This is a genomic window from Bradyrhizobium sp. SZCCHNPS1003 (assembly GCF_032381555.1).
Taxonomy (GTDB): Bacteria; Pseudomonadota; Alphaproteobacteria; order Rhizobiales; family Xanthobacteraceae; genus Bradyrhizobium.
The window spans coordinates 12,478-34,489 of record NZ_JAUHIU010000010.1 but is presented as its reverse complement, the minus strand read 5'-3'; the positions used below and the strand labels follow the sequence as shown (position 1 = coordinate 34,489).

General features: G+C 66.9%; 19 protein-coding genes. 12 read left to right on the top strand and 7 right to left on the bottom strand.

What is annotated here, in order from left to right; translation table 11 throughout:
* Window positions 1–771, top strand: coding sequence for an ABC transporter ATP-binding protein (locus QX126_RS17790; RefSeq protein WP_315738822.1), 771 nt, complete (start codon window positions 1–3; stop codon window positions 769–771).
* 156 nt (window positions 772–927) lie between these two features.
* On the top strand, window positions 928–1,803 hold the full coding sequence (locus QX126_RS17785) for an MlaD family protein (RefSeq protein ID WP_315738821.1): 876 nt from the start codon (window positions 928–930) through the stop codon (window positions 1,801–1,803).
* A gap of 311 nt (window positions 1,804–2,114) precedes the next feature.
* Here the strand turns inward: QX126_RS17785 and QX126_RS17780 are convergent, their stop codons facing one another.
* On the bottom strand, window positions 2,115–7,727 hold the full coding sequence (locus QX126_RS17780) for a methyl-accepting chemotaxis protein (protein ID WP_315782621.1): 5,613 nt from the start codon (window positions 7,725–7,727) through the stop codon (window positions 2,115–2,117).
* A gap of 384 nt (window positions 7,728–8,111) precedes the next feature.
* On the opposite strand from QX126_RS17780, the gene QX126_RS17775 reads away from it, so the two are divergent.
* Window positions 8,112–8,486: an Hpt domain-containing protein gene (locus tag QX126_RS17775; RefSeq protein ID WP_315782619.1), complete on the top strand. Its 375-nt coding sequence runs from the start codon at window positions 8,112–8,114 to the stop codon at window positions 8,484–8,486.
* 83 nt (window positions 8,487–8,569) lie between these two features.
* The gene (locus QX126_RS17770; RefSeq protein ID WP_315707114.1) at window positions 8,570–8,890 is read left to right on the top strand and encodes a 2Fe-2S iron-sulfur cluster-binding protein; all 321 of its coding nucleotides are present in this window, start codon (window positions 8,570–8,572) and stop codon (window positions 8,888–8,890) included.
* A 50-nt stretch (window positions 8,891–8,940) separates the two neighbouring features.
* On the opposite strand, the gene QX126_RS17765 is transcribed toward QX126_RS17770, so the two are convergent.
* Window positions 8,941–9,405, bottom strand: a complete 465-nt coding sequence (locus tag QX126_RS17765; protein ID WP_315738818.1) for a thioesterase family protein — start codon at window positions 9,403–9,405, stop codon at window positions 8,941–8,943.
* Window positions 9,406–9,579: 174 nt separating this feature from the next.
* Between QX126_RS17765 and QX126_RS17760 the strand changes: the two genes are divergently transcribed.
* Both QX126_RS17760 and QX126_RS17755 read left to right on the top strand, forming a co-directional pair.
* Window positions 9,580–10,608: an NAD(P)/FAD-dependent oxidoreductase gene (locus tag QX126_RS17760; protein ID WP_315782617.1), complete on the top strand. Its 1,029-nt coding sequence runs from the start codon at window positions 9,580–9,582 to the stop codon at window positions 10,606–10,608.
* Between the two features lie 171 nt (window positions 10,609–10,779).
* Window positions 10,780–11,391 carry a DUF2147 domain-containing protein gene (locus QX126_RS17755; RefSeq protein ID WP_315738816.1) on the top strand — a complete coding sequence of 204 codons (612 nt, stop codon included), beginning with the start codon at window positions 10,780–10,782 and terminating at the stop codon, window positions 11,389–11,391.
* Window positions 11,392–12,057: 666 nt separating this feature from the next.
* On the opposite strand, the gene QX126_RS17750 is transcribed toward QX126_RS17755, so the two are convergent.
* Together QX126_RS17750 and QX126_RS17745 are read right to left on the bottom strand one after the other, a co-directional pair.
* Window positions 12,058–14,004 (bottom strand): hypothetical protein, encoded by a 1,947-nt coding sequence (locus QX126_RS17750; RefSeq protein ID WP_315782615.1) that lies wholly within the window; start codon window positions 14,002–14,004, stop codon window positions 12,058–12,060.
* Between the two features lie 103 nt (window positions 14,005–14,107).
* On the bottom strand, window positions 14,108–15,199 hold the full coding sequence (locus QX126_RS17745; protein ID WP_315758329.1) for a YbhN family protein: 1,092 nt from the start codon (window positions 15,197–15,199) through the stop codon (window positions 14,108–14,110).
* Between the two features lie 384 nt (window positions 15,200–15,583).
* Here QX126_RS17745 and QX126_RS17740 point away from each other — a divergent pair, with 384 nt between their 5' ends.
* On the top strand, window positions 15,584–16,090 hold the full coding sequence (locus QX126_RS17740; protein WP_315758328.1) for a ferritin-like domain-containing protein: 507 nt from the start codon (window positions 15,584–15,586) through the stop codon (window positions 16,088–16,090).
* A 74-nt stretch (window positions 16,091–16,164) separates the two neighbouring features.
* Here QX126_RS17740 and QX126_RS17735 read toward each other — a convergent pair whose 3' ends face one another.
* Window positions 16,165–16,599 (bottom strand): hypothetical protein, encoded by a 435-nt coding sequence (locus tag QX126_RS17735; protein WP_315738812.1) that lies wholly within the window; start codon window positions 16,597–16,599, stop codon window positions 16,165–16,167.
* An 81-nt stretch (window positions 16,600–16,680) separates the two neighbouring features.
* Here QX126_RS17735 and QX126_RS17730 point away from each other — a divergent pair, with 81 nt between their 5' ends.
* The 3 genes from QX126_RS17730 to QX126_RS17720 all read left to right on the top strand — a co-directional run bounded on the left by QX126_RS17730 (window position 16,681) and on the right by QX126_RS17720 (window position 18,645).
* Window positions 16,681–17,238: a hypothetical protein gene (locus QX126_RS17730; RefSeq protein ID WP_315782613.1), complete on the top strand. Its 558-nt coding sequence runs from the start codon at window positions 16,681–16,683 to the stop codon at window positions 17,236–17,238.
* 86 nt (window positions 17,239–17,324) lie between these two features.
* Entirely contained in the window at window positions 17,325–17,912 is a 588-nt protein-coding gene (locus QX126_RS17725) for a YdcF family protein (RefSeq protein WP_315777180.1), read from the top strand.
* Window positions 17,913–18,021: 109 nt separating this feature from the next.
* Entirely contained in the window at window positions 18,022–18,645 is a 624-nt protein-coding gene (locus QX126_RS17720) for a class I SAM-dependent methyltransferase (protein WP_315782611.1), read from the top strand.
* Window positions 18,646–18,698: 53 nt separating this feature from the next.
* Here QX126_RS17720 and QX126_RS17715 read toward each other — a convergent pair whose 3' ends face one another.
* Window positions 18,699–19,124 (bottom strand): universal stress protein, encoded by a 426-nt coding sequence (locus QX126_RS17715; RefSeq protein WP_315712676.1) that lies wholly within the window; start codon window positions 19,122–19,124, stop codon window positions 18,699–18,701.
* Window positions 19,125–19,177: 53 nt separating this feature from the next.
* A complete protein-coding gene (locus QX126_RS17710) occupies window positions 19,178–19,720 on the bottom strand; it encodes a histidine phosphatase family protein (protein WP_315738806.1) in 543 nt (180 codons plus the stop codon).
* A gap of 105 nt (window positions 19,721–19,825) precedes the next feature.
* On the opposite strand from QX126_RS17710, the gene QX126_RS17705 reads away from it, so the two are divergent.
* Window positions 19,826–21,256 (top strand): FAD-binding oxidoreductase, encoded by a 1,431-nt coding sequence (locus QX126_RS17705; protein ID WP_315758325.1) that lies wholly within the window; start codon window positions 19,826–19,828, stop codon window positions 21,254–21,256.
* A 97-nt stretch (window positions 21,257–21,353) separates the two neighbouring features.
* Window positions 21,354–21,857: a peptide-methionine (R)-S-oxide reductase MsrB gene (gene msrB, locus QX126_RS17700; RefSeq protein ID WP_315782609.1), complete on the top strand. Its 504-nt coding sequence runs from the start codon at window positions 21,354–21,356 to the stop codon at window positions 21,855–21,857.
* The last annotated feature ends 155 nt before the right edge of the window (window positions 21,858–22,012 follow it).

Genomic DNA, 22,012 nt, shown 5'->3' with positions numbered 1-22,012 from the left:
ATGACGCAGGAGATGTCCGATCCGATCATCCGCGTGCGTGACGTCACCGTGCAGTTCGGCAAGACGCGCGTGCTCGACGGGCTCGACCTCGACGTCAAGCGCGGCGAGATCCTGGGCTTCGTCGGTCCCTCCGGTGCGGGCAAGTCGGTGCTGACGCGCACCATCATCGGCCTGGTGCCCAAGCTGTCGGGCAACATCGAGGTGTTCGGCGTCGATCTCGACGCCGCCGATCGTGCCGGCCGCCGCGCCGTCGAGCGGCGCTGGGGCGTGCTGTTCCAGCAGGGCGCCTTGTTCTCCTCGCTCACGGTGCGGCAGAACATCCAGTTCCCGGTCCGGGAATATCTCAAGGTCTCGCAGCGTCTGCTCGACGAGATCATGGTCGCCAAGCTGGTGATGGTCGGATTGCGGCCCGATGTTGCTGATCGTTTCCCGAGCGAGCTGTCGGGGGGCATGATCAAGCGCGTCGCGCTGGCCCGCGCGCTCGCGCTCGATCCGGAGCTGGTGTTCCTCGATGAGCCGACCTCGGGGCTCGACCCGATCGGCGCCGGCGATTTCGACGAGCTTGTCCGTACCCTGCAGCGCACTTTGGGACTGACCGTTTTCATGGTAACCCATGATCTCGACAGCCTGTATACGGCGTGCGACCGCATCGCCGTGCTGGGCAACGGCAAGATTATCGCTGCGGGATCGATGGCCGACATGCAGGCCTCGGAACATCCGTGGCTCCGGCAGTATTTCCACGGCAAGCGTGCACGGGCCGTGATGGGTTAGTGCGTAGCGCCCCTCGGGGCGATTATTTTTGTGAGCGGGAGTGGGGACTCCTGCGACATAGCTGATGGGGTGGGTGCCGCAGTCCGGCGCCAACCGAGAGCGCATGGGAGCGGCGGCTGGGATCTCCGCTGCGACGTGCCGGTACCGGAGTTGGTAATGGAAACGCGGGCGAATTACGTCCTGATCGGATCGTTCACGCTGGCAGTGATTGCCGCGGCGGTCGGGTTTGTCCTCTGGTTTCAGAGCCTGCACACGACCAAGCAGCGCAGCCCGCTGCGGGTCGTGTTCGAGGGGCCGGCCGCGGGTCTGCGCAACGGCGGCAGCGTCAACTTCAATGGTATCCGGGTCGGTGAGGTCATCTCGGTCAAGCTCGACAATCCGCGCCGCGTCGTGGCGCTGGCGATGGTCGAGAACAACGCGCCGATCCGCAAGGACACCCTGGTCGGGCTCGAGTTCCAGGGACTGACCGGCGTCGCCGCGATCTCGCTCAAGGGCGGCGAGGAGGCTGCGCCGCCGCCGCCGCTCGACGAGGATGGCGTGCCGGTGCTGCGTGCCGATCCGACCCGGCTGCAGGACGTGACCGAAGCGATCCGCGCCACCCTGCAGAACATCAACAAGGTGGTCGCCGACAACCAGGACGCCGTGAAGAACTCGATCAAGAACCTCGAGGTCTTCACCCAGTCGCTGGCCCGCAATTCCGAGCGCATCGATGGCGTCATGAGCCGTGTCGACGGCATCATGGGCAAGGCCGATACCCTGATGCTCGGTCTCAACACGCTGGCCGGCGGCAAGGATGGCGGCGAGCTGTTCCTGACGGTGAAATCGATCCGCGAGCTCGCCGAGGATCTGGACAAGCGCTCCGGCGCGCTGATGGCCGATGGACGGCGCACGCTGTCCGACATCAGCCGCGCCGTGAACAATTTCGATCGCAATCCGACCCGGGTCCTGTTCGGGGCCAGCAACGCCAGCCCGAGCAACGCCCAGGCCTCGCAGCCCGCGCCCGCACCGCCGGCGGCGACGGGACGGCGGTGACGCGAGCGAGTTGCGAATAGGGAGTAGCGAATAGGGGCGCGCGGCAGCGGACTGCGCTCGGACTGCGCTCCATCGCTGTCGCTATCCACCGCTGCTGGCTGGCTACGGAGCACGTCGCACACCGTGGTGCCGGCGATGCGGGGCCCGAACGGCCAAAGCCGAAAGCGCCTTCATTGCATCTCCAAACGCGAAGCGAAGGCCTCGTGGCCTCCGCTTGTTCTTCTTGTCGCAGCGCTGGTTCTACTGAACCCTTCGCTACTCGCTACTCGCTACTCGCTACTCGCTACTCGCTACTCGCCCATTCGCTCCCATCACGCCAGCCGGCCGGCGGCGTGGGCGAGCAGGGTGTAGACCAGCCCGGTCTCCGAGGTGAGCTGGGCGCGCAGCGCCTGCGGGTTGCGGTCGTCGCGGGCGACCTCGTCGAGCAGCCGTTCGAACTCGGTGATGTAGCGGTCCACCGTCTGCTTGAAGGTGCGGTCGGCGCGGTACTTGCGGGCGACCTCGTCGAACGCCTTCTGGCCGGCCGGGGTGTAGAGACGCTTGGAGAACGCCTTGGTCTCGCCGCGCTGGTAACGGTCCCACATCTCGGCCGCGAGATTGCGGTCCATCAGCCGTGCAATGTCGAGCGACAGCGACTCCAGCGGATTGCCCGGCTGCTGCTGGGCCGGTCCGCGGCCGCGCGGCGCAGTCTGGCCGGCGGTGCTGTTGTCGGCCCGGTTGAGCAGGTCGGACAGCCAGTTGTCGCTGCGCTGATCGGCGACCGGACCCATCGGCGGCGCCTCGACCCGGCGTGGCTGCGGCGGCGGGGCCGGCGGCTGCATGCCGAGATCCGGCGGCGGCAGGTTGGCGACGCTGGTCGCAGCCGGCTCGCGCAGGCGCATGTCCGGCCGGCCGCCGACGGCTGCGGCGACGATCGGCTCTTCCTGACGGATCACGGCTGCGGGCGCGGCGACCGCGGCGGGACGCGACGCGCTGACCACGTCGAGACCGCGGCCGTGATGCGCGACGATCCGGTTGAGCTCGGCCAGCGCCTCGATCTGGTCGACGATGACCTTGCGCATCTGCGCCGTGCTCTCGGCGGCCTCCTGCGGCATCTCCAGCACGCCGCGGCGCAGCTCGTTGCGCGTCGCTTCGAGCTCGCGATGCATCTCGGCGGTCATCTGCTTCATGCTCGACACCAGCGTGGCGAACTTCTCCGCCGACTGCTTGAACATCGCATCGGCTTCCTGCGTGCTCTGCTGGTAGATCTCCTGCATCTGCGACGTGGTGAGGCGGCGTTCCTCCTCGGCGTTGGCGCGGATGGCCTCGAACTGCCGGCTGAGCGCGGTGGAGCCGGCACCCGCCGTTTCCGCCACGACCCGGGCGATGTCGCGGGCGCGCTCCTCGGCGGCCGCCAAGGACTCGTCGAGCAGGGTGGTGAAGCGCGTCAGACGCTGGTCGAGATCGGCGGTGCGCAGATCGATGGTGGTGACCAGCGATTCCAGCGTCGTCTTGCGATCCGAGATCGAGACGGTCGCATCGCGGTTGCTCTGCTCGACAATGGCCGCCGCCTCGATCAGCGCCTTGCCATGCGCGTCGAACTGGCCGGACAGCGAGTTGAGATCCTCCAGCGCCCGCGACGTCTTGGAGTTGAACACGTTGAGCTGGTCCTCGAGCGTCTGCGTCGCGGTGCCGTTGCGTGCGGTGACGTCGTTCATCGCGGTGACGAAGTCGGCCACCCGGGTGACCAGCGCCCGCTCCAGCGAGTTGAGGTTGTCGTGGGCGCCGGTCAGGACCTCCTGCAGCAGGATGTTGCCCTCGCGCAGACGTTCAAACAGGGCGACCGTGTCGGTGCGCAGGATCTTGCTCGTCTCCTGCATCTCGGTGACCGCAGCCACCGAGACCTGGCGCGATTGCTCGATCGCCGCGCGCGAGGCCTGCTCCAGCTCCTTGAGCGACTTGGTGATCGCGGTGGTCGCGAGCTCGCCCGCTGAGGTGATGGTGCGGGCGACCTCGGAGCCGTTGCCATTGACGCTCTGGGCGAAGTTCTGGCCGCGGACCTCGATCGCCTTCAGCGCATCGGTGGTGACGCGATCGATCTCGATCGTGAGCTGGTTGGTCTTCGAGTTCAGCGTCTCGACCAGCGTGCCGCGCTTGCCGTCGAGCATCTGCGACAGTCGTTCGCTCTGCTGCTGCACATAGGTGACGATCTCGTCGGTCTTGCCGGTCATGGCCGAGCCGAACGAGTTGCCGGCGGCAAGCACCGAGCGCTCGATCTCGGTCGAGGTCGATTTGACCCGCGTGGAGACCTCGTTGGAGGCGGCGACGAGCGCGCTCTGCGCATTGAGCGCGCTGCTCTGTATCGCATCGGTGGTGTTCGCCGCGACGGAATTGATGACGCGCTCGATCTCCGACGACATCGCCTTGAGCTGGCCCGCGGTGTCGGTGGAGGTGGCCGTCAGCAGGTTCTGTGCCTCGCGCGCGCCGCCGACGATCACCGCGACCGTCTCGGTCGTGGTCGTCGTCAGCACCGCCTGGGCTTCGCGTGCGCTGCCGACCAGGGTTGCCGCGGTGTCGGCCGAGGTGGCGGTCAGCGACATCTGCGCCTGGCGCGCGCTGTTGAGGATCGAGGTCGCGGTATCGGCGCCGACGGACGACAGCGTCCGCTCGACGTCGACGGCCAGCGACTTGACGTGCTCGGTTGCTTCCATCGAGGCGGTGACGAGCTTCGACTGGACGTCGCGGGCGCTGTCGACGATCGCTGCGGCCGTGCTGGTTCCGACCGCGGCGAGCGTGCGCTCGACGTCGGCCGCCAGCGACTTGACGTGATTGGCCGCTTCGGACGAGGCGCTGATCAGCGTGGTCTGCGCTTCCCGAGCGCCGCCGGTGATCGCTTCCGCGGTCGTGGTTCCTGCGATCGACAGCGAGCGCTGGACGTCGACGGTCAGCGCCTTGACCTGTTCGGCCGCTTCGCTCGATGCCGCGAGCAGGGCATGCTGGGCATCACGAGCGCTCGCCGTGATGGCTTCGGCGGTTCCCGTCCCGGCACTGGTCAGCGAGCGCTGCACATCGGCTGCGAGCGACTTCACGTGCTCGGCCGCGTTGGAGGAGGCGGACACCAGCGTGTTCTGAACCTCGCGCGCACCGGCGAGGATCGAGGCTGCCGTGGCCGAGCCGGCGGCCGTCAGCGCCTGCTCGACGTCGACGGCGAGCGACTTGACGTGGGTGGCGGCATCGGAGGAGGCGGACACCAGCGTGTTCTGGGCCTCGCGCGCACCGGCGAGGATCGAGGCTGCGGTGGTCGAGCCTGCCGCCGTGAGCGTGCGCTCGACGTCGGCCGACAGCGACTTGATCTGGTCGGCGGTCTCGCCGGAGGCCGCGACCAGCGTGGCCTGGGCCTCGCGCGCACTGGTCAGGACGGCCTCGGCCGCGCCGCTGCCCGCGTTCGACAGGGCGCGCTCGACCTCGGCGGACGTGTTCTTCAACTGCGAGCCGACGTCGGTCGAGACGTTGAGCAGCGCCTGCTGTGCCGAGCGGGCCCCGGTCTGGATGGTCTCGCTGGTGTTGACCACGAGATTGGTCAGCGCCCGCTCCGCGTCTTCCACGTGCGACTTGATGCTGGCGGACAGCAGCTCGGCGCGGGTCATCAGCTCGTCGCTCGCCTGGCGGCCGCTGCTCTCGATGCGGCCGGCCACGGCCTCGACGCGCGAGCCGAGCAGGTCTTCGAACTGCGAGACGCGCTGGTCGATGTCCTTGGCGATCGAGCCGACGCGGGTCTCGATGCCCTGATGGATGTCCTGGAAGCGCGCGGTGACGGCTTCGGTCAGCTCGTAGCTGCGGCCGTCGATGATGTTCGACAGGCTGTGGATGCGCTGATCGATCGCTTCGAGCGCCTTGTCGGTGCCGTCGGTCAGCGAGGAGGTCAGAATGTTGAGGCGGGAATCGATCGACTGGATCGCCTGGGCCGAGCCATCGGTCAGCGAGGAGGTCAGCACGGTCAGCCGCGAGTCGATCGCGTGCAGCACCTGGGCAGCGCCGTCGGTCAGCGAGTTGGACAGAGTGCCGAGGCGGCCTTCGATCGTCGAAGTGACCGAGGTCGCGCGGTTGTCGAAGTTCTCCTCGAGCGACTTGAGGCGGCCCTCGACGCTGTCGTCGAAGGTCTTGATCTTCGCATCGAGCGAGGTGTCGAGGGTGGTGATGCGGGCCTGCAGATTGGTCTCGAACTGGTTCAGCCGCTGATCCAGCGTCGCCGTGATCTCACCGCTGTTGGACGACAGCCGCGTATCGAACGTATCGACATAGGACTTGAGATTGTCGGAGATTTCCTGGGTCCGCTGGCCCATGCGCTCGACGATCTCGCCGCCATAGGTCTTCACCGTGCGGTCGAACTCGGTGATGTGCCGGGTGATCAGCGCGCCCAGCGTCGAGCTGTCGCGTGCGAAGCGCTCGGCGAGCTCGGTGCCCTGGTTCTTCACCAGCTCGTCGAAGGCACTGATCTGGATCGACAGCGTGTCGTGGGTGCTCTCGGTCTGGCTGACGACCTTGGCGACCAGCGAATTGACGGTCGCATCGAGCGACTCGCTCGCCTTCTCGCCTGACGTGACGATGTGGCCGGACATGCGCTGGCTCGCCTCGTCGATCTTGGTCACGAGATCGCCGCTGCGCAGCTCGAGCTCCAGCAGGAGGGACTCGCCGGACGCCTTGAGCTGGTCGTGAACCTGCTCGGTTCGCACCGAGATGCCGTCGACGATGGCGGCCGTGCGCTGCTCGAACTCGCTGGTGATGCGGTCGATGCGCTCGTTCAGCATCTCGTGGACTCGGTCCGACAGGTCGGCGAACTCGTCGTGGACGTGGCCGGTCTTGAAATTGAGGCTGGTGGTGAGCCGCTCCGAGGCGTCGAGCACGGCGCGGGTGGTCTCGGCGCTGGCCTCTTCGAGCCGGTCGAGCAGATCGCCGCCGCGCTCGCCGAGCGCGAGGATCATGTTGTCGCCGGCGTTGCCGAGCGCGGCCGTGATGTGGGCGCCGCGCTCTTCCAGCGCGCCGGTGATGCTCTTGGCGACCTCGTCGACGCGCGAGGCGATCGCGTCCGAGATCAGCGCGATGTCGTGGCGAAGGTCGATCTGCACGCCGGAGATGGCGCTGCGGACCTGCTCGGCCTGGCCGACGAGGTTGTCGCGCTGATGGGCGATGTCCTGGAGCAGGGCGCGGATGCGGACCTCGTTGTCGCTGTAGGCGCGCTCAAGGGCTGCAACCTCGTTGGCGACCAGCATCTCGAGCTCGCCTGCGCGCGCGATCGCGCGCTCGACTCCGTCGCCCATCGCCGCGACCTCGCGGCGGATGGCCTGGCCGACGGTCACGATGGAATCGCTGACGGCGCCTTCCGGCTCGGAGAAGCGGATCGCGACCTGCGCCATCGACTGCGCGATCATGCGCAGCTCCTGGCCGCGCCAGGCGAGACTGGCCAGGAAGTAGAACAGCAGAACCGGTGCGAAGAACACCGCGGCGAGACCGGCGAGCACCAGCACGCCGCCGCTCTGGCCGATCAGGGCCTGCAAAGCGGGCAGGAAACCGATGGTCAGCAGGACGCAGCCGACGATCCAGATGCCTGCAAAGGCGGTTGCCAGCGTGTAGACGCCGCGTGACGGGCGGCCCTTCTGGATCGCCTGCAGCAACTGGCCGATGGTCTCGCGGTCGTCATTGGCCGGGCGGCGCGCGGCGAGCGGCGGCGGCTCGATCTCGTCAAGGCTGCTGCGGTCGATGCCCGGACGCGAGTCGAACGAATCCAGACTGGACACGCCGTTCGGCATGACGGGCGGGGCCCCCTCGGTGTGGACCGAGCTCTGCGAGTCCGTGGGCGCGGACGAATCGCTGATGTTCAAAGCCTCCTGAATGGCGGACAGCGCAACTTCAGTCGGGTCTTTGACCTTTTTCGGAGTGTTCGCCATGTTGAGTCCGAGCCCTCGTCTTAATTTCGATCCGGCGAGCCGCGTACGAGTGCCCTCTCGCAACGCTCGAACCGGACGTCATCCCTCGCAGGCACCAGGGGTGGCAAATTCCGCCAGGTGACCCACTCCATCCGGGCATCATCCTATTGGCAGTGCCTGTTGAAAGAAATGGCCGTGGTTAAGAGATTCTTAATCATCGTTAACAGCACCCGCCGTTAACACTTTAGAAGTTCTGCGAATTCCCGTTTCTGCCGCGATTGGGGCAGAGCCGGGCCCAAATCGCGGCAAACCCGCGGCAATTGGGCCGGTAACAATGCATTAACCATTGTCGTGCTTGGCTTACCACAGGCGCGCGCGGCGCGCCCGCCGGACCGGATTGCCGCCATGATTCCCGACCTTTCACGGATCGAATGGATGCCCTCGCCCCCGCTGGTTCCCGACGACGGGCCGATCAGCCTGGACCTGCTGCGACGGATGACCCTCGGCGACAGCGCGCTCGAGCGCGAGGTGCTCGCCATGTTTGCGGACCAGGCTGTCCGCCTGCTGGAGCGGTTGCAGGTGATGCCCGAGGATGCGGCCACCGTCGCCCACACGCTGAAGGGCTCGGCCCGGGCCATCGGCGCGCTCGACGTCGCCGACGCGGCGGAAGGGCTCGAAGCGGCGCTGCGGGCGGGCGACCCGGCCGATGCGCTGGCCTGGCTGGGCACGGCGATCGCGCAGGCCCGCGCGGCGATTTCGGAGATGCTCGGCGCGGCCTGAGCGGCCGGCAGCAGCACTAGCGCGGAGCGGAGCGGTCCGTTATAGGACAGCCCGACCTCATTCCCTGCGCAGCACGAGCACACATGGCCAAGATCACCTTTGTCGACCATACCGGCGAATCCAGAACCGTTGAGATCGAGAACGGCGCGACCGTGATGGAAGCGGCGATCCGCAACGCCATTCCCGGCATCGAGGCCGAATGTGGCGGCGCCTGTGCCTGCGCGACCTGCCATGTCTATGTCGACGAAGCCTGGCGCGAGAAGGTCGGCCCGCCGACCCCGATGGAAGAGGACATGCTCGATTTCGGCTACGATGTCCGGCCGAATTCCCGTCTCTCCTGCCAGATCAAGGTCTCCGACGAGCTCGACGGCCTCGTCGTCTCCACCCCCGAGCGTCAGGCCTGACCGTTCGCCTCGCGTCCTCATCGCCGCGCCCCCGGTGATCGCCGCCAGACCTATGCCGGCAGCGCGATCGTCACGCCGCGGCGGACCCAGGGCTGTAGCGCAGCAATGAGCTTCGGCGTCAGCGGCGCCGGCTTGCGCGTCGCCTCGTCGATCAGAACCATGACCGCGGTGGCCGACGCCACGCAGCGCCCGTCCGAGAACACGACCTGCTCGCAGGTCACCGACGTGCGCCCCAGCCTCACGACCCCCAGTCCCAGCTCGATCATGCCCGGCCAGCGCAGCTCGGCCCGGAAATGCATGTCGAGCCGCACCATGATCCAGGCCAGCCCCTCTTGTCCGAGGCCATGGCGCGGGTCCTTCATCAAGGTCACCCGGCCGGTCTCGAAATAGGTCGCATAGACCGCGTTGTTGACGTGCTGGTTGGGATCGAGGTCGCCGAAGCGGACATTGTCCGTCAGCCGATAGGGAAAGTCCTCCAGGCGTGGCGCGTGGTCGCGGCGGGCCGTCTCTGTCACCGATTGATCTCCATCATTCATGTCCCCTTCAAACCCGGCTAAGCCCGCCGCTGCAAGCCGCGCGCAAGCGAGGGGCGGCTTTTGTGCCTTCCCTGCGACCACCCCGTTGGCTACAAATTCGGAACCGCCATCTGCCGCCGTCCGTCGAGCGGCGCCTCCAACGAGAAGAGCGACATGAGCGAAGCGATCAAGACCGATGTGCTGATCATTGGCGCGGGCCCCTGCGGACTGTTTGCCGTGTTTGAATTGGGGCTGCTCGACATCAAGGCGCACCTGATCGACATCCTCGACAAGGTCGGTGGCCAATGCGCCGAGCTGTATCCGGAGAAGCCGATCTACGACATTCCCGGCGTGCCGATGGTGACGGGGCAGGGCCTCACCGAGCAGCTGATGGAGCAGATCAAGCCGTTCAGTCCGACCTTCCATCTCGGCGAGATGGTCGAGAAGGTCGAAAAGATCGGCGATCCCGGTTTTCGCGTCACCACCGATGCCGGCAAGGTGTTCGAGTGCAAGGTCGTGGTGATCGCGGCCGGCGGCGGCTCGTTCCAGCCCAAGCGTCCGCCGGTGCCGGGCGTCGAGGCATACGAAGGCACCTCGGTGTTTTATGCCGTGCGCAAGATGGAGCAGTTCCGCGACAAGAATGTCGTCATCGTCGGCGGCGGCGATTCCGCGCTCGACTGGACCCTCAATCTGCATCCCCTCGCCAAGCGCATCACGCTGGTGCATCGGCGCGACGATTTCCGCGCGGCGCCGCACAGCGTCGAGCAGATGCGCGCGCTCGTGGCGAGCGGCAAGATGGATCTGCGCATCGGTCAGGTGACGGCGCTCGAAGGTGCGAACGGTCAGCTTTCCGCGGCCACCATCAAGGGCAACGACAATGCGGTCGAGACCGTGCCGTGCGAGATGATGCTGCCGTTCTTCGGCCTGACGATGAAGCTCGGCCCCGTTGCCGAGTGGGGCATCGCGCTCGAGCACAATCTCATTCCGGTCGAGACCTCGGCGTTCGAGACCTCGGTGCCCGGCATCTTCGCGATCGGCGACATCAATACCTATCCCGGCAAGATCAAGCTGATCCTGTGCGGCTTCCACGAGGGCGCGCTGATGGCGCAGAAGGCGCACCGCTACGTGTATCCGGAGAAGCGGCTGGTGTTCCAGTACACGACGTCGTCGTCGAGCCTGCAGAAGAAGCTCGGCGTCAACTAATTGCTCGGAAGCGTGGAACCCGGCGCCGCCGGACCAACTCAAATGTGAAGAAATGTTTCCTGCGCGTGCCGGTTTCACCGGCGCGCCAGACCTGTTATGGGCTGGAACGATGCACGAAACGGCCGTACTGTGCGGCCATTCATTTTGTGACTTGGTCAAGGTGAGATGATGATGCGCAATGCGTTTCCCCGACTTCGGCTGGCGCCTGGTGTGACGAAGCTCGCGATCGGCGCGCTCGTCGTTGCCGGTGCTCTGCTGACGCGGCCTGCGCTCGCGGCTGAGCCGACCGCGGCCGGTCTGTGGCAGAAGGTCGAGGATGGCAGGCCCGTCGGCTGGTTCCTCTTCATCGACCACGACGGCGTGTTCGAGGGCGTGATCGCCAAGACGTTTCCGCGCCCCGGCGACAATCCGAACGAGGTCTGTTCGAAGTGCAGCGATGACCGCAAGAATGCGCCGGTGCTCGGTATCTCCTTCGTGCGCGACATGAAGCGCGAGGGCCTGAAATACGAAGGCGGCAACGTGCTCAATCCGCGCGACGGCAACATCTGGAAGGCCAATATGCGGGTCAGTCCGGACGGGCAGACGCTGATCCTGCACGGCTATCTCGGCATCTCGCTGTTTGGCAAGGACGAGACCTGGACCCGTCTTCCAGATACCAACATGGCCCAGATCGACCCCGCGATCCTCGCCAAATATCTGCCGGCCCAGGCGACCACGGCAACCGGCCCCGCGACCAAGCAGGCGCCGCCGCCGATGATGAAGAAGCCGGCGCCGACTAAGTAGTTCGCCGCCGAACTGCAGCATGGTGGTCGTTGTTAAGCGACACACCGTCGTGATCTCGCGGCGCATGGCGTCCGAGTTTTCAAGCTGAACGCGACCCTCTCGAGCGAGAGGGCGCAGGGAATGCCGGGTGAGGGCCTCACCCATGGCCCGCCTGCTAAAAAATGCAGGCGGCAGGAACCACAGGTAAAGCCGATCAACCGGCATTCCCTGCGCGATGTTTGACGGCTTATACGTCCTCTCCCCGGGGACCGGCTGTCTTGCCCCCGTCACGAGCGGATCATCACCACCGCTCGCTTGGCATCAGCATCGGGATGCCAGGACCCTACGACTTCACCGTGCGCCGCCGCTCGTTCGTCGGCATGATCGGATCACGCTGCGACCGGTGGCGCCCACCGCGTCCCGCACTCCACGTTCGTGACGACCGCGAACCGCCCCTCTCATGAGCACGGGATGCGCTCATCAGAGCATGATTTCTGGAAAAAAGAAACAGGAAATTTTGTCACGAGGCGGCCGGACGCAGTCATCGACCTGGAATGGCGGGCGAATTTCGTCCTTTTGCGGCAGGCCGTTTCGGCGCAATCGACGGACTCCGCTCGCGACCGAGACGCAACGTCGAGCCGACGGGCGACTCGGTGCATCGGCGGTGAGCCGATCGTTGGCCGCGCGCTACTGCCGCACGACTCCCGCTGGCGGCAGCGGCTGGCTCGTGACGTTGGGCTCGGCCGCATCGAGGTTCAGCACCTCTGCTGCGGCCGGAAACGCGGCATCGGCCATGGCGGCGTGGCCCTCGGCGGTCGGATGCACGGCGCCGCCGTAGACGGCCGAGAGCACGCCCCAGCTCGCATCGTGGATGTCGGAAGGCTGCATCGCCGCGGGCAGCCCTTGCGGATAGGTCATCGCCGAGAAGTAGCTGTCATTGGCGTCGCGGATCCAGCGCGCGCGCGGCAAATAGGGGCGATATTCGCTGGCGCCGCGGCCGCACAGCAGCGGCTCGTTGGCGGCGCTGACGATGTTCGGATCGAAGCTGGTGCCGTCGGCCGAAAAGCATTCGCGGTCGAACGGCGGATCCTGCGTCGAGCGGGCGCAGAAGCCGTGATCGGCAAACGCGGCCTGATGAGCATCGACGAAGGTCATGCGGTCGGCCTGCGGATCGCGGCACAGAACTCCCGCGGTGCATTGCGCCAGCCCGCGCAGCGACGGCAGGAACTCGTTCTCGACGAAGCCCGCGACCTTGGCGAGCCGCTGCGGATTGGCATTGAACGACGGATGGACCTCGAAGCCGGCCGGGCCGCCCGGGCAGGGCGTGCCGGCACGGCTCAGCGCCGGATTGCCGTAGGAGGTGTAGATGACGTGCGAGAGGTCGCCGACCAGCGGCTTCAGCGCCTCGCGCAGCTTGGCAAAGCCCTGCGGCAGGTCGCTCGCCAGCTCGCTGCGCGATTCCTCCACCGAGCCGATCACGCCGGAGCGCTTGAACAGGGTGCGCTCGGTCGGCGTGTCGACGATGACGTCGGCGACGAGGCCGGAGAAGTTGATGTCGTTGGCGCCGATCGACAGCAGAATCAGGTCGAGCTTGCGGTCCGGCTGGCGGCGCTTGGCCGCGGTCAGCGCCTCGCGGAGTTCGCCGAGCTGGCCGTTGACGCCGCCGGCGCAGGTCGCGACCGAGCGGCCGGGCGTGCATTCGCGCGCGCGCTGGCTGCCGAACAGGCCGTCGGCAATGGTGGCGCCGGTGCAGGCGAGCGGCAGGTAGGTGACCGCGACGTGCGGATAGCGCACCGCAAGCGCCAGCGCCGTGCGGGTCTGGTAGCTGTAGAGCGAGCGGTGGCAGGCAGCGTTGAGCCAGACCGCGCTGTGCTTCTGCCAGTTCTGCAACGTGTCCGGCGCCTCACAGGCGCGGCCGCCTTTGAAGCCGGCCCGGCTCGGCCGATAATATTGCGCGGTCGGGCCGCCGAGATAGGAGCGGAAGCAGAAGCCGTCGTCGGCGAGCGCGATCGGGCGGTCCGGATTGCCCTCGCCGGAGGCGATGCTGTCGCCGAGGCCGGCGATTAGGACGTCACGGACCTGGATTCCGGTCGAGACCTGCCGCGTGCCTTCGGGACTGGCGACATCGACGGATGCCACGGTCTGGCGGCCGTAGCGGACGCGCAAATTGACCGGCTCGGCGCAGTCGAAGGTCGAGGTCTGCGGCCCGTCGCCGTCGTCGAACGACCAGGCGCAGGTGGCGCCGACCGGCACCGGGCCGGTCAGGCGCACGGTGACCGGATGGTCGATGGGGGTGAGATAGCTTTCCTTGACGTTGTCGCGCGTGCACGGCTCGTTGACGCGGCCGGCGAGGTCGATGCAGAGCCGGTTGACGACGTTGCGCGCCCAGCCGCGGCCGTCGCTCTGCACCCCCAGCGCCTGCTCGGCGGCGAGGATGGAGCGGTCGCGCGTGCTCTCGGTATGCAGCAGGAAGTCGCGCTCCTCGCGGAAGAGACGGAAGCGGTTGCGCACCTCCCAGCTGATCTGCAGCGGCGCTGCGCCGAACTGCGCGGCCGCCTCGGTGGCGGCGAGAGGGGCGAGCAGGCCGACCAGGACGCAGGCGGCGAGCAGCGGACGAGGGGGCATTCGGGTCATGCGCAAGGATTCACGTCAGCGATGGGGCGGAAATAAGAGGACCGCACGCGAGTTCAACCGGTCGAGGATCGAACCGTCGCATCGTCCGCGAGAGAATTGCTGCTCAGCGCTGGGAGTGGCGCTTGATGCGCTGGGGAACCGCGGCAGGGGCCGTGGCGGCGGCGCGCTTGGCCGCGACCTCGTCCTCGCAGGCGGCGTTCAGCCGGCGCCGCTCCTGCCACGGCTTGACGACGTTCATCCAGAGCTCCCTGATGCCCATGATCGAGATCGCGATGGCGAAGGGGATCACGAAATAGAGCACGCGGAAGACGAGCAGGGTGGCCAAGAGCTGCTCGCGGCCGAACTGCGGCAGCGCCACCAGCATCGCGGCATCGAACACGCCGATGCTGCCAGGCGCATGGCTGGCAAAGCCGAGCAGGGTGGCGAGGATGAAAACCACCGACAGCGACAGGAAGTCGATCGGAGGATCGGCGGGGACGAGCAGGTACATCGCCAGCGCACAGAAGCCGAGGTCGACGACGCCGATCAGGATCTGCACCAGCGTGAGCTGCGCGGAAGGCAGCACCACCTTCCAGCCGTTCTGGCCGAGCTGGCGGCGGTTCTTGCCGGCGGTCAGCCAGCCGAGATAGGCGAAGATCGCCCCGAGGATGCCGATCGCGATCAACTGGTTCATCGCCGGGGGCAACTGGTCCATCGCGGTGGCGGCCGCCGGATGCAGGGTCATGCCGATGCCGAGCACGAACAGGTTGCCGAGCCAGAAGGTCAGGCCCGACAGGAAGCAGATCTTGGCGACGTCGATCGCGGACAGGCCGTAGTCCGAATAGATCCGGAACCGGATCGCGCCCCCGGTGAAGACGGTGGCGCCGATGTTGTGGCCGATCGAATAGCTGGTGAAGGCGCTCATCGCTGCGATGCGATAGGGGACGTGTTTCTTGCCAATCGTTCGCAGTGCAAAATAGTCATAGAAGGTCAGCGTGCAGAACGCGCCGATCACACACAAGGCCGCGAGCGCGATGTGACCGAGCGGGATTTCGGTGAGCGCCGTCAGGATGACGCCGGCATCGACGCCCTTGAGCGTGCGCACGAGCGTCGTGATCGCGAAGGCGATGATCGCAAGGCTCGCTGCAATCCCCAGCCGCTTCCAGCCGATCCATTTCTTGAAGCCACGCGAGAGCGTGGTCAGCAGGCGCTGCATTCATCCTCCCGGCGGGGCGGTACCAGTTCTTGGAAAAGAGGCGAAACCATTGGTCGATGGAGGCGGGCAATTCGTGACAGCCTGTTCCTTATGCTAAAATGCGCGCCTTGTGCAGTCCTTGACACAGCTCAGCTCCGACCCATGCGGCGCGGGTCTGTCACACTTCAGTCACACGGCTGGCGGCCGCCTCAGTTCGGTCCAATTGGTTACGCGCGCGGTTCACGAGCAAACCTGGCCCTCTGCGACCGGTTCCGGCCGGCAGGGCCGGTTGCGCCGGAACAACCGCCGTGGCCGCCGGTTAGCGCCCCGCGGGCACAGCGAACATGGCGACGATCGGTCGGGGAGGGACCTGCCATGTTCCCGAACCAAGAGGACATGAGGCAAATGGGACTGTTCACCAAGGACATCAAGACGATGAACGATCTGTTCGTTCATCAGCTGCAGGACATCTATTACGCCGAGAACCAGCTCGTCAAAGCGCTGCCAAAGATGGCGGACAAGGCGACGGATCGGAAGCTCAAGCAGGGCTTTCTGACCCATCTCGATGAGACGAAGACGCATGTGACGCGTCTCGAGCAGGTGTTCAAGATGCACGGCATCGCGGCCAAGGCGGTCGACTGTCCGGCGATCGACGGCATCATCGAGGAGGCCGAGGAGGTCGCCGGCGAGGTCGCCGACAAGGCCGTGCTGGACGCAGCGCTGATCAACGCCGCCCAGGCGGCCGAGCACTACGAGATCACGCGCTACGGCAGCCTGATCGCCTGGGCCAAGCAGCTCGGCCGCAGCGACTGCGCCGCCGTGCTGCAGAAGACGCTCGACGAGGAGAAGGCGACCGACATGAAGCTGACCAAGCTCGCCGAGAGCGGCGTCAACCTGCGCGCCGCAAGCTGATCGCGTCACCAGTCGATGAGACAAAACGCCGCGCGGACATCCCGCGCGGCGTCGTCGCATCCGGATGCCGCGCGTCAGCTCTTACGCAACGCGAAATTGGCGCCGCAGAACGCCATCAGGGCACCGAGGCAGAGCGCGGCGAGGCCGGCCAGCACACCTGAGGCCGACGGCACCGGGCTCGGGCCGGAGATCGCCTGGCCGATGCCGGCCAGCATCAGTACGCCGACCACGACCAGGAAGTTGCGCATCCGCTGCGGGATCTCGCCCGACACCGCGCTGTGCATGATGTTGGCGATGAAATAGCCCGAGGAGAAGCCGACCGTGGCGATCAGCCACCAGGCGATCGCCGATCCCGCCGGCATGAAGGCGCCGCTCTCGGTCTGCCACAGGCCGCCGAGATCGAGCCCGTAGCGGGCGCCGAGCATGTGCACGGCCAGCGCCAGCAGCACGCCGGCGGCCATCGCTCCGGCCAGGATCAGGTGGCGCGGAAAATAGATCGTTTCGCTCATGCTCCGTTTGTAGGATAAGGCGCGCGCCACGCGCAACAGGACCGATCCATTTCCCAGGACATCACCACAGAAGGCCATGACGTGATCCGCTACGCCTACAAGGCGTCGTTGATCGGCGCCGCGCAGCAGTTCGAGCTCACGGGGCAGGGCCTGTCGTGGCGGTTCGCCGGCCGGACCGGCCTGTGGCCGTACGCCGACATCGCCGCGATCCGGCTGTCCTACCGGCCGGTGTCGATGCAGGCGAAGCGTTTTCGTGCCGACATCACCCATCGCGATGGCCGCAGGCTGAGCATCATCTCGACTTCCTGGCAGACGGCGGCGCTGATGGCGCCGCAGAGCGAGGCCTATCGTGCTTTCATCCTCGGCCTGCATGCGCGGCTCGCCTCCAGCGGCAGCAACGCGCGGCTCACGGCCGGCCTCGGCCGCTTCACATATGGCGCCGCGCTCGCCGCGATTGCGCTGTTCGCGGTGGCGATGACCGGGCTTCTGGTGCGTGCGCTCGTCATCGCCGAATGGTCGGGAGCGTTGTTCCTGATCGGCTTCGCCGCGCTGTTCGCCTGGTATGTCGGCGGCTTCATCACCCGCAACAGGCCGCGCAGCTACACGTTCACGGATATTCCCGGCTCGCTGCTGCCGTGATCACGCGGCGTCATCGCCGGTCATCGAATGTGAGCGCGCGACAGCGCCGCGTCATGCCAGGATGAGCCGACGTTGGGAGAAGAACGATGCAGGATCGCGCGCTGCGCAGACCGGATGACGCCGAGATCGCCGCGGTCAACGCGCGGCATTTCGCCGATACGCCGCTGCGGCCGGCCGATCTCCTGTTCGTGTTCGGGACCCGCGTCGACGAGGAGCTGCGTGCCGAGACGGCGGTGAAGCTGTGGCAGCAGGGCTACTTCCGCCACGCCATCGTCAGCGGCGGGATCACGCCGGGCGCTGATCTTTCGGAGTGTACGCTGATCAAGGCCGCCATGGTGAGGCGCGGCATTCCGGCCGAGCGCATCCTCGAAGAGCACCACGCCACGAATACCGGCGAGAACGTCGCGCTCGCGCTGCCGGTGATCGACGCCGCGCTCGGCCTCGCCAATGTCGGCAGCGTGATCTGCCTCGGCAACAGCTGGACCGCGCGGCGCTACGCGATGACCCTGCAGCGGCACTGGCCCGAAGTCGAGAAGATGCTGCTGACGGTCGATAGCTTCGGCGTACCGCGGCAGTCGTGGCACACCCATCCGGAGTTTCGCCGCCGCGTGCTGAGCGAATGGGACAAGATCGAACCTTATAAGGCGAAGGGCTTCATCGCGGAGTGGCCGTGATCGACTCGGCGCCTGCTCGCACTTCGATGACAACAGCGTCCATCGGGTCTCATGGCAGACTTTGGTGGTCATTCCAGATGGGGCATCTGGCCCCTGCGACGGAGTTTCCATGAACCAAGGTGCAGGCCGTATTGTCGCCCACTACGAGCACCATGCGCTGTCGTGGGACGCCGACCGCCGCGCGGCTGCCTGGACTGACAAGCCTCCCATCGAACGCTTCCTTGCGTGTCTCCGACCGGGCGCAACCGTGCTCGATCTCGGCTGCGGGGGCGGTGTGCCGATCGCAGCGCACATTTCCGGACAGGGGTTTTCCGTCACCGGCGTGGACAGCTCGCCGACGATGATCGCACTTTGCCGAACGAGGATGCTGGATCAGGAATGGATCGTCGCCGACATGCGGTCGTTGACCTTAGGTCGGCGGTTTGACGGCGTGCTGGCCTGGGACAGCTTCTTCCATCTTGGGCACGATGACCAGCGACGAATGTTTCCAATCTTCGCGGCCTGCACGGCTTCGGGCGGCATTCTGATGTTCAACGCAGGCCCCGCACATGGTGAAGCCATCGGGTGCTATCGCGGCGATCCGCTTTATCATGCGTCTCTCGATCCATCCGAGTACGCGGCGCTGCTTCGCGACAATGGTTTCGAATGGATCGCACATTCGGTTGGCGAGCCAGCGAACGGCGAGCGTAGCTTCTGGCTTGCTCGCGCGGCTGAGGCTGGTCCGACCGTCTGACTCACGGCTCGGTCAAAGCGGTCCGACATGCGAAGATGCGGTGATCTGCCGCCTCACGGCCTCACCACCAGCACCGAGCACTTGGCATAGCGCACCACGTGCCCCGCGTTGCTGCCGAGGAAGTAGGTGCGCATCGCCGGGCGGTGCGAGGTCATCACGATCAGGTCGGCGTTGACCTTGGCCGCCTCCTCGAGGATCTCGTGATAGATGCCGCCCTGGCGTACCGTGTAGCTGATGCGCTCGGCCGGGATGCCGGATTCGCGCGCCACGATCGACAGCGCTTCCTCGGCGGTCTCGCGCTGCTGCGCATCGAAATCGGCCGGGACGTATTCGGCGAGCATCACCGGCGTCATCGGCATCACGTTGAGCAGATGCACCGTGCCGCTCCAGGTCTGCGCCAGCGTGGCCGCGGTGGCGATGGCCGGCTTGGCGAGGTCGGTGTCGGCCAGATCGATCGGCACCAGAATCGAGTTGAACATCGAAGGTCCTCCTCTCTCTCCGCCGGCATTACGCGCCGGCCCCGACCTGTCTGTCAATCGACCGAGCCGTGCTTGAGCAGTTTCGGCGTGATGAACCTCAGCAGGTTGCCGCGGGCGAAGCTCACATCGCCCCAATCGTCGGTGTCGAAATCGAGCACCGCGAGTCCCGCGGTCGGCATGTTGCGCATCAGCTCGTGGCGGGCCTCGGAATCGCCCTCGCCGGTCAGCGCCAGCGCCAGCTCGTGCATGCCGGGATTGTGCCCGACGAGCAGGAGCTGCTTCGGATCATGCGCTGCCGCAAGGCGGATGTGATACAGGATCTGCATCGGCTCGGCGCCGTAGAGCTCGGGGACGGACTCGACCTGCGGGGCTGGGACACGGTCCTTCATCGCCGCAAGCGCGAGGTCCCAGGTCTGCTGCGCCCGAACCGCGGTCGAGACCAGCACCAGCTCCGGCACCGGCGGGTGGCTGGCGATGAAATCGCCGATCATGGCGGCATCCTGGTGCCCGCGCTCGTCGAGACGGCGGTCCTGGTCGCGGCCGGTCGGCGCGTCAGTCTCGGTCTTGGCGTGGCGCAGCAGCATCAATCGGCGCATGGAATTCCGTCTCGAATCGTTCAGGCTGGGTCAGCCTCTACCACGTCTCTTTATCGCCATTAAAAGCGTCATGACGTCCGGCGCAGGGTTCGCTAAGAAAACGCCATGAGCGAGACTTCCACAAGCATGAACGATGACGCGGATGCCGCAGGTGCACACGGCCGCACCAGGTTGAATTTCGACCTCGACGTCGACGTCTGCGTGGTCGGGGCGGGATTGGCCGGCTTGACGGTGGCGTTGTGCGCGGCCCGGCAGGGGGCGAGCGTCGCGGTGCTGGAAGGTCGCCAAGTCGGATGGAACGCATCCGGTCACATGATCGGCACGGTCATGCCCGGGTTCGACCTGCCGCTGCCGGATCTGATCGAGCGCGTCGGGCTCGCGCATGCGCGGGCGCTGTGGGCGTTGTCCTGGTCCGGCGCCGAGTTCATCCGCGCCCAGGCCACCGAGGCTGCGATGCCGGGCATCGGGCTCAGCGAAGGCGCGCTCGAAGTCTCCAATGTCGATGCCGGCGACGCCTTGATCCGCCGCCTGCAGATGCTGCACGAGGATTTCGACACCGAGGTCGAGGGCTGGCAGGTCGAGCGCGTCAGGACCAAGCTCAAGACCGACCGCTACTTCCATGGCGTCCATTACCCCCGGGCGTTCCAGCTCGATGGCCGGAAGTATGTTCATGCCCTGGCGCGGCTTGCGCACAGGGCCGGGGCGCGGATCTTCGAGGATACGCCGGTGGTCAGCATCGATGCGTCAGGCGTGCGCAAGCGCATCGTGACGCCGTCGGCGCGGATGCGGGCCTCGCACATCGTGCTGGCCGGCAACATCCATCTCGGCGCGCCGCTGCAGAAACTGTCCGATACGCTGTTGCCGGTGTGGCGCTATGGTGGCGTCACCGCGCCGCTCGGCGAGCGGCTCGCCGAGGCGGTCGCCTTCCAGGGATCAGTCAGCGATACCGACGGCATCGATCATTTTCGCATCGTCGACGGTGACCGGCTGATGTGGGCGAGCCCGGAAACGACCTGGGACGCCCGGCCCAGCGGATTTGCCGCGGCGTTGCAGCGCCGGATCCGGACGGTGTTCCCGCAGCTCGGCCGCGTCGAGATCGCCGAGACCTTCGGCGGCGTGACCGGCCAGACCGTGCATGGCATGCCGCAGATCGGCCAGCTTCGCAAAGGGCTGTGGGTCGCGAGCGGCTTCGGCCGGCAGGGGCTCAACACCTCGGCGATGGCCGGGCAGCTGATCGCGCAAGCGATCCTCGCCGGCGACGACCGCTGGAAGCTGTTCTCGCCGTTCGAGCTGGTTTGGGCCGGCGGCGTCAGCGGCCGGGTCGCCGGCCACGTGGTCAATCTCTGGATCCGCGGCCGTGCCGCCGCGGCCGGGACGCTGGCGCGGCACCGCGAGCGCGTGCGCGCGCAGGAGCGTGTGCGCGAGATCAGGGCGGCCGAAGCGCGGCGCCGGGCAGCCGAGCGTCCCGGCTCGCGGCTGCCGTTGCGGCCGCAGCCATCCGATCTGAACCGCCGTCCCGACGCCGGGGAGGGCTGACCCCTCGCAAGAAAGTGAGCCGTCGCGCCGGCGCCTGACGTAACTTCGCGGGATCCCATCCGTAGATCCGGTAACCCATCGCCGCACGGAGACGTCCATGATCGACCGCCGTCTGATGTTCACCACCGCCGCCGGCCTGTTCGGCTTCGCTGCCCTGCGCTGGCTCGGCGGCTCCGCGCCGGCCCGCGCCGCCGAGAAGTTCGAGATCGAGAAGACCGAGGCCGAGTGGCGCGCGCAATTGACGCCGCAGCAATACGAGATCCTGCGCGAGGAGGGCACCGAGCGGCCCTGGACCAGCCCGCTGCTGAAGGAGCACCGCAAGGGCACCTTCGCCTGCGCCGGCTGCGACCTGCCGCTGTTCTCCTCCGAGACCAAGTTCGACAGCGGCACCGGCTGGCCGAGCTTCTTCAAGCCGCTCGACAATGCCGTGGTGACGCGCCAGGACAAGACCTACGGCATGGTCCGCACCGAGGTGCATTGCCGCCGCTGCGGCGGCCATCTCGGCCATGTGTTCGACGACGGCCCCAAGCCGACCGGCCTGCGCTACTGCATGGACGGGCTGTCGCTCACGTTCCACCCGGCAAATCCGTCGTCGACCTGACAGGAATTTGCGCCCGGATTGTCCGGCCCGTCCGTTCAAGGCTCAGATGGGGGTCTTCAGGACGCGCCGGCAGCCGCGACGAGCGGTCGAGCCGGAGCGCGATTTGGCGCGTCCGGCCCGGCAAGAACTGCCGGCTCGGCAATTGTTCACCAGTT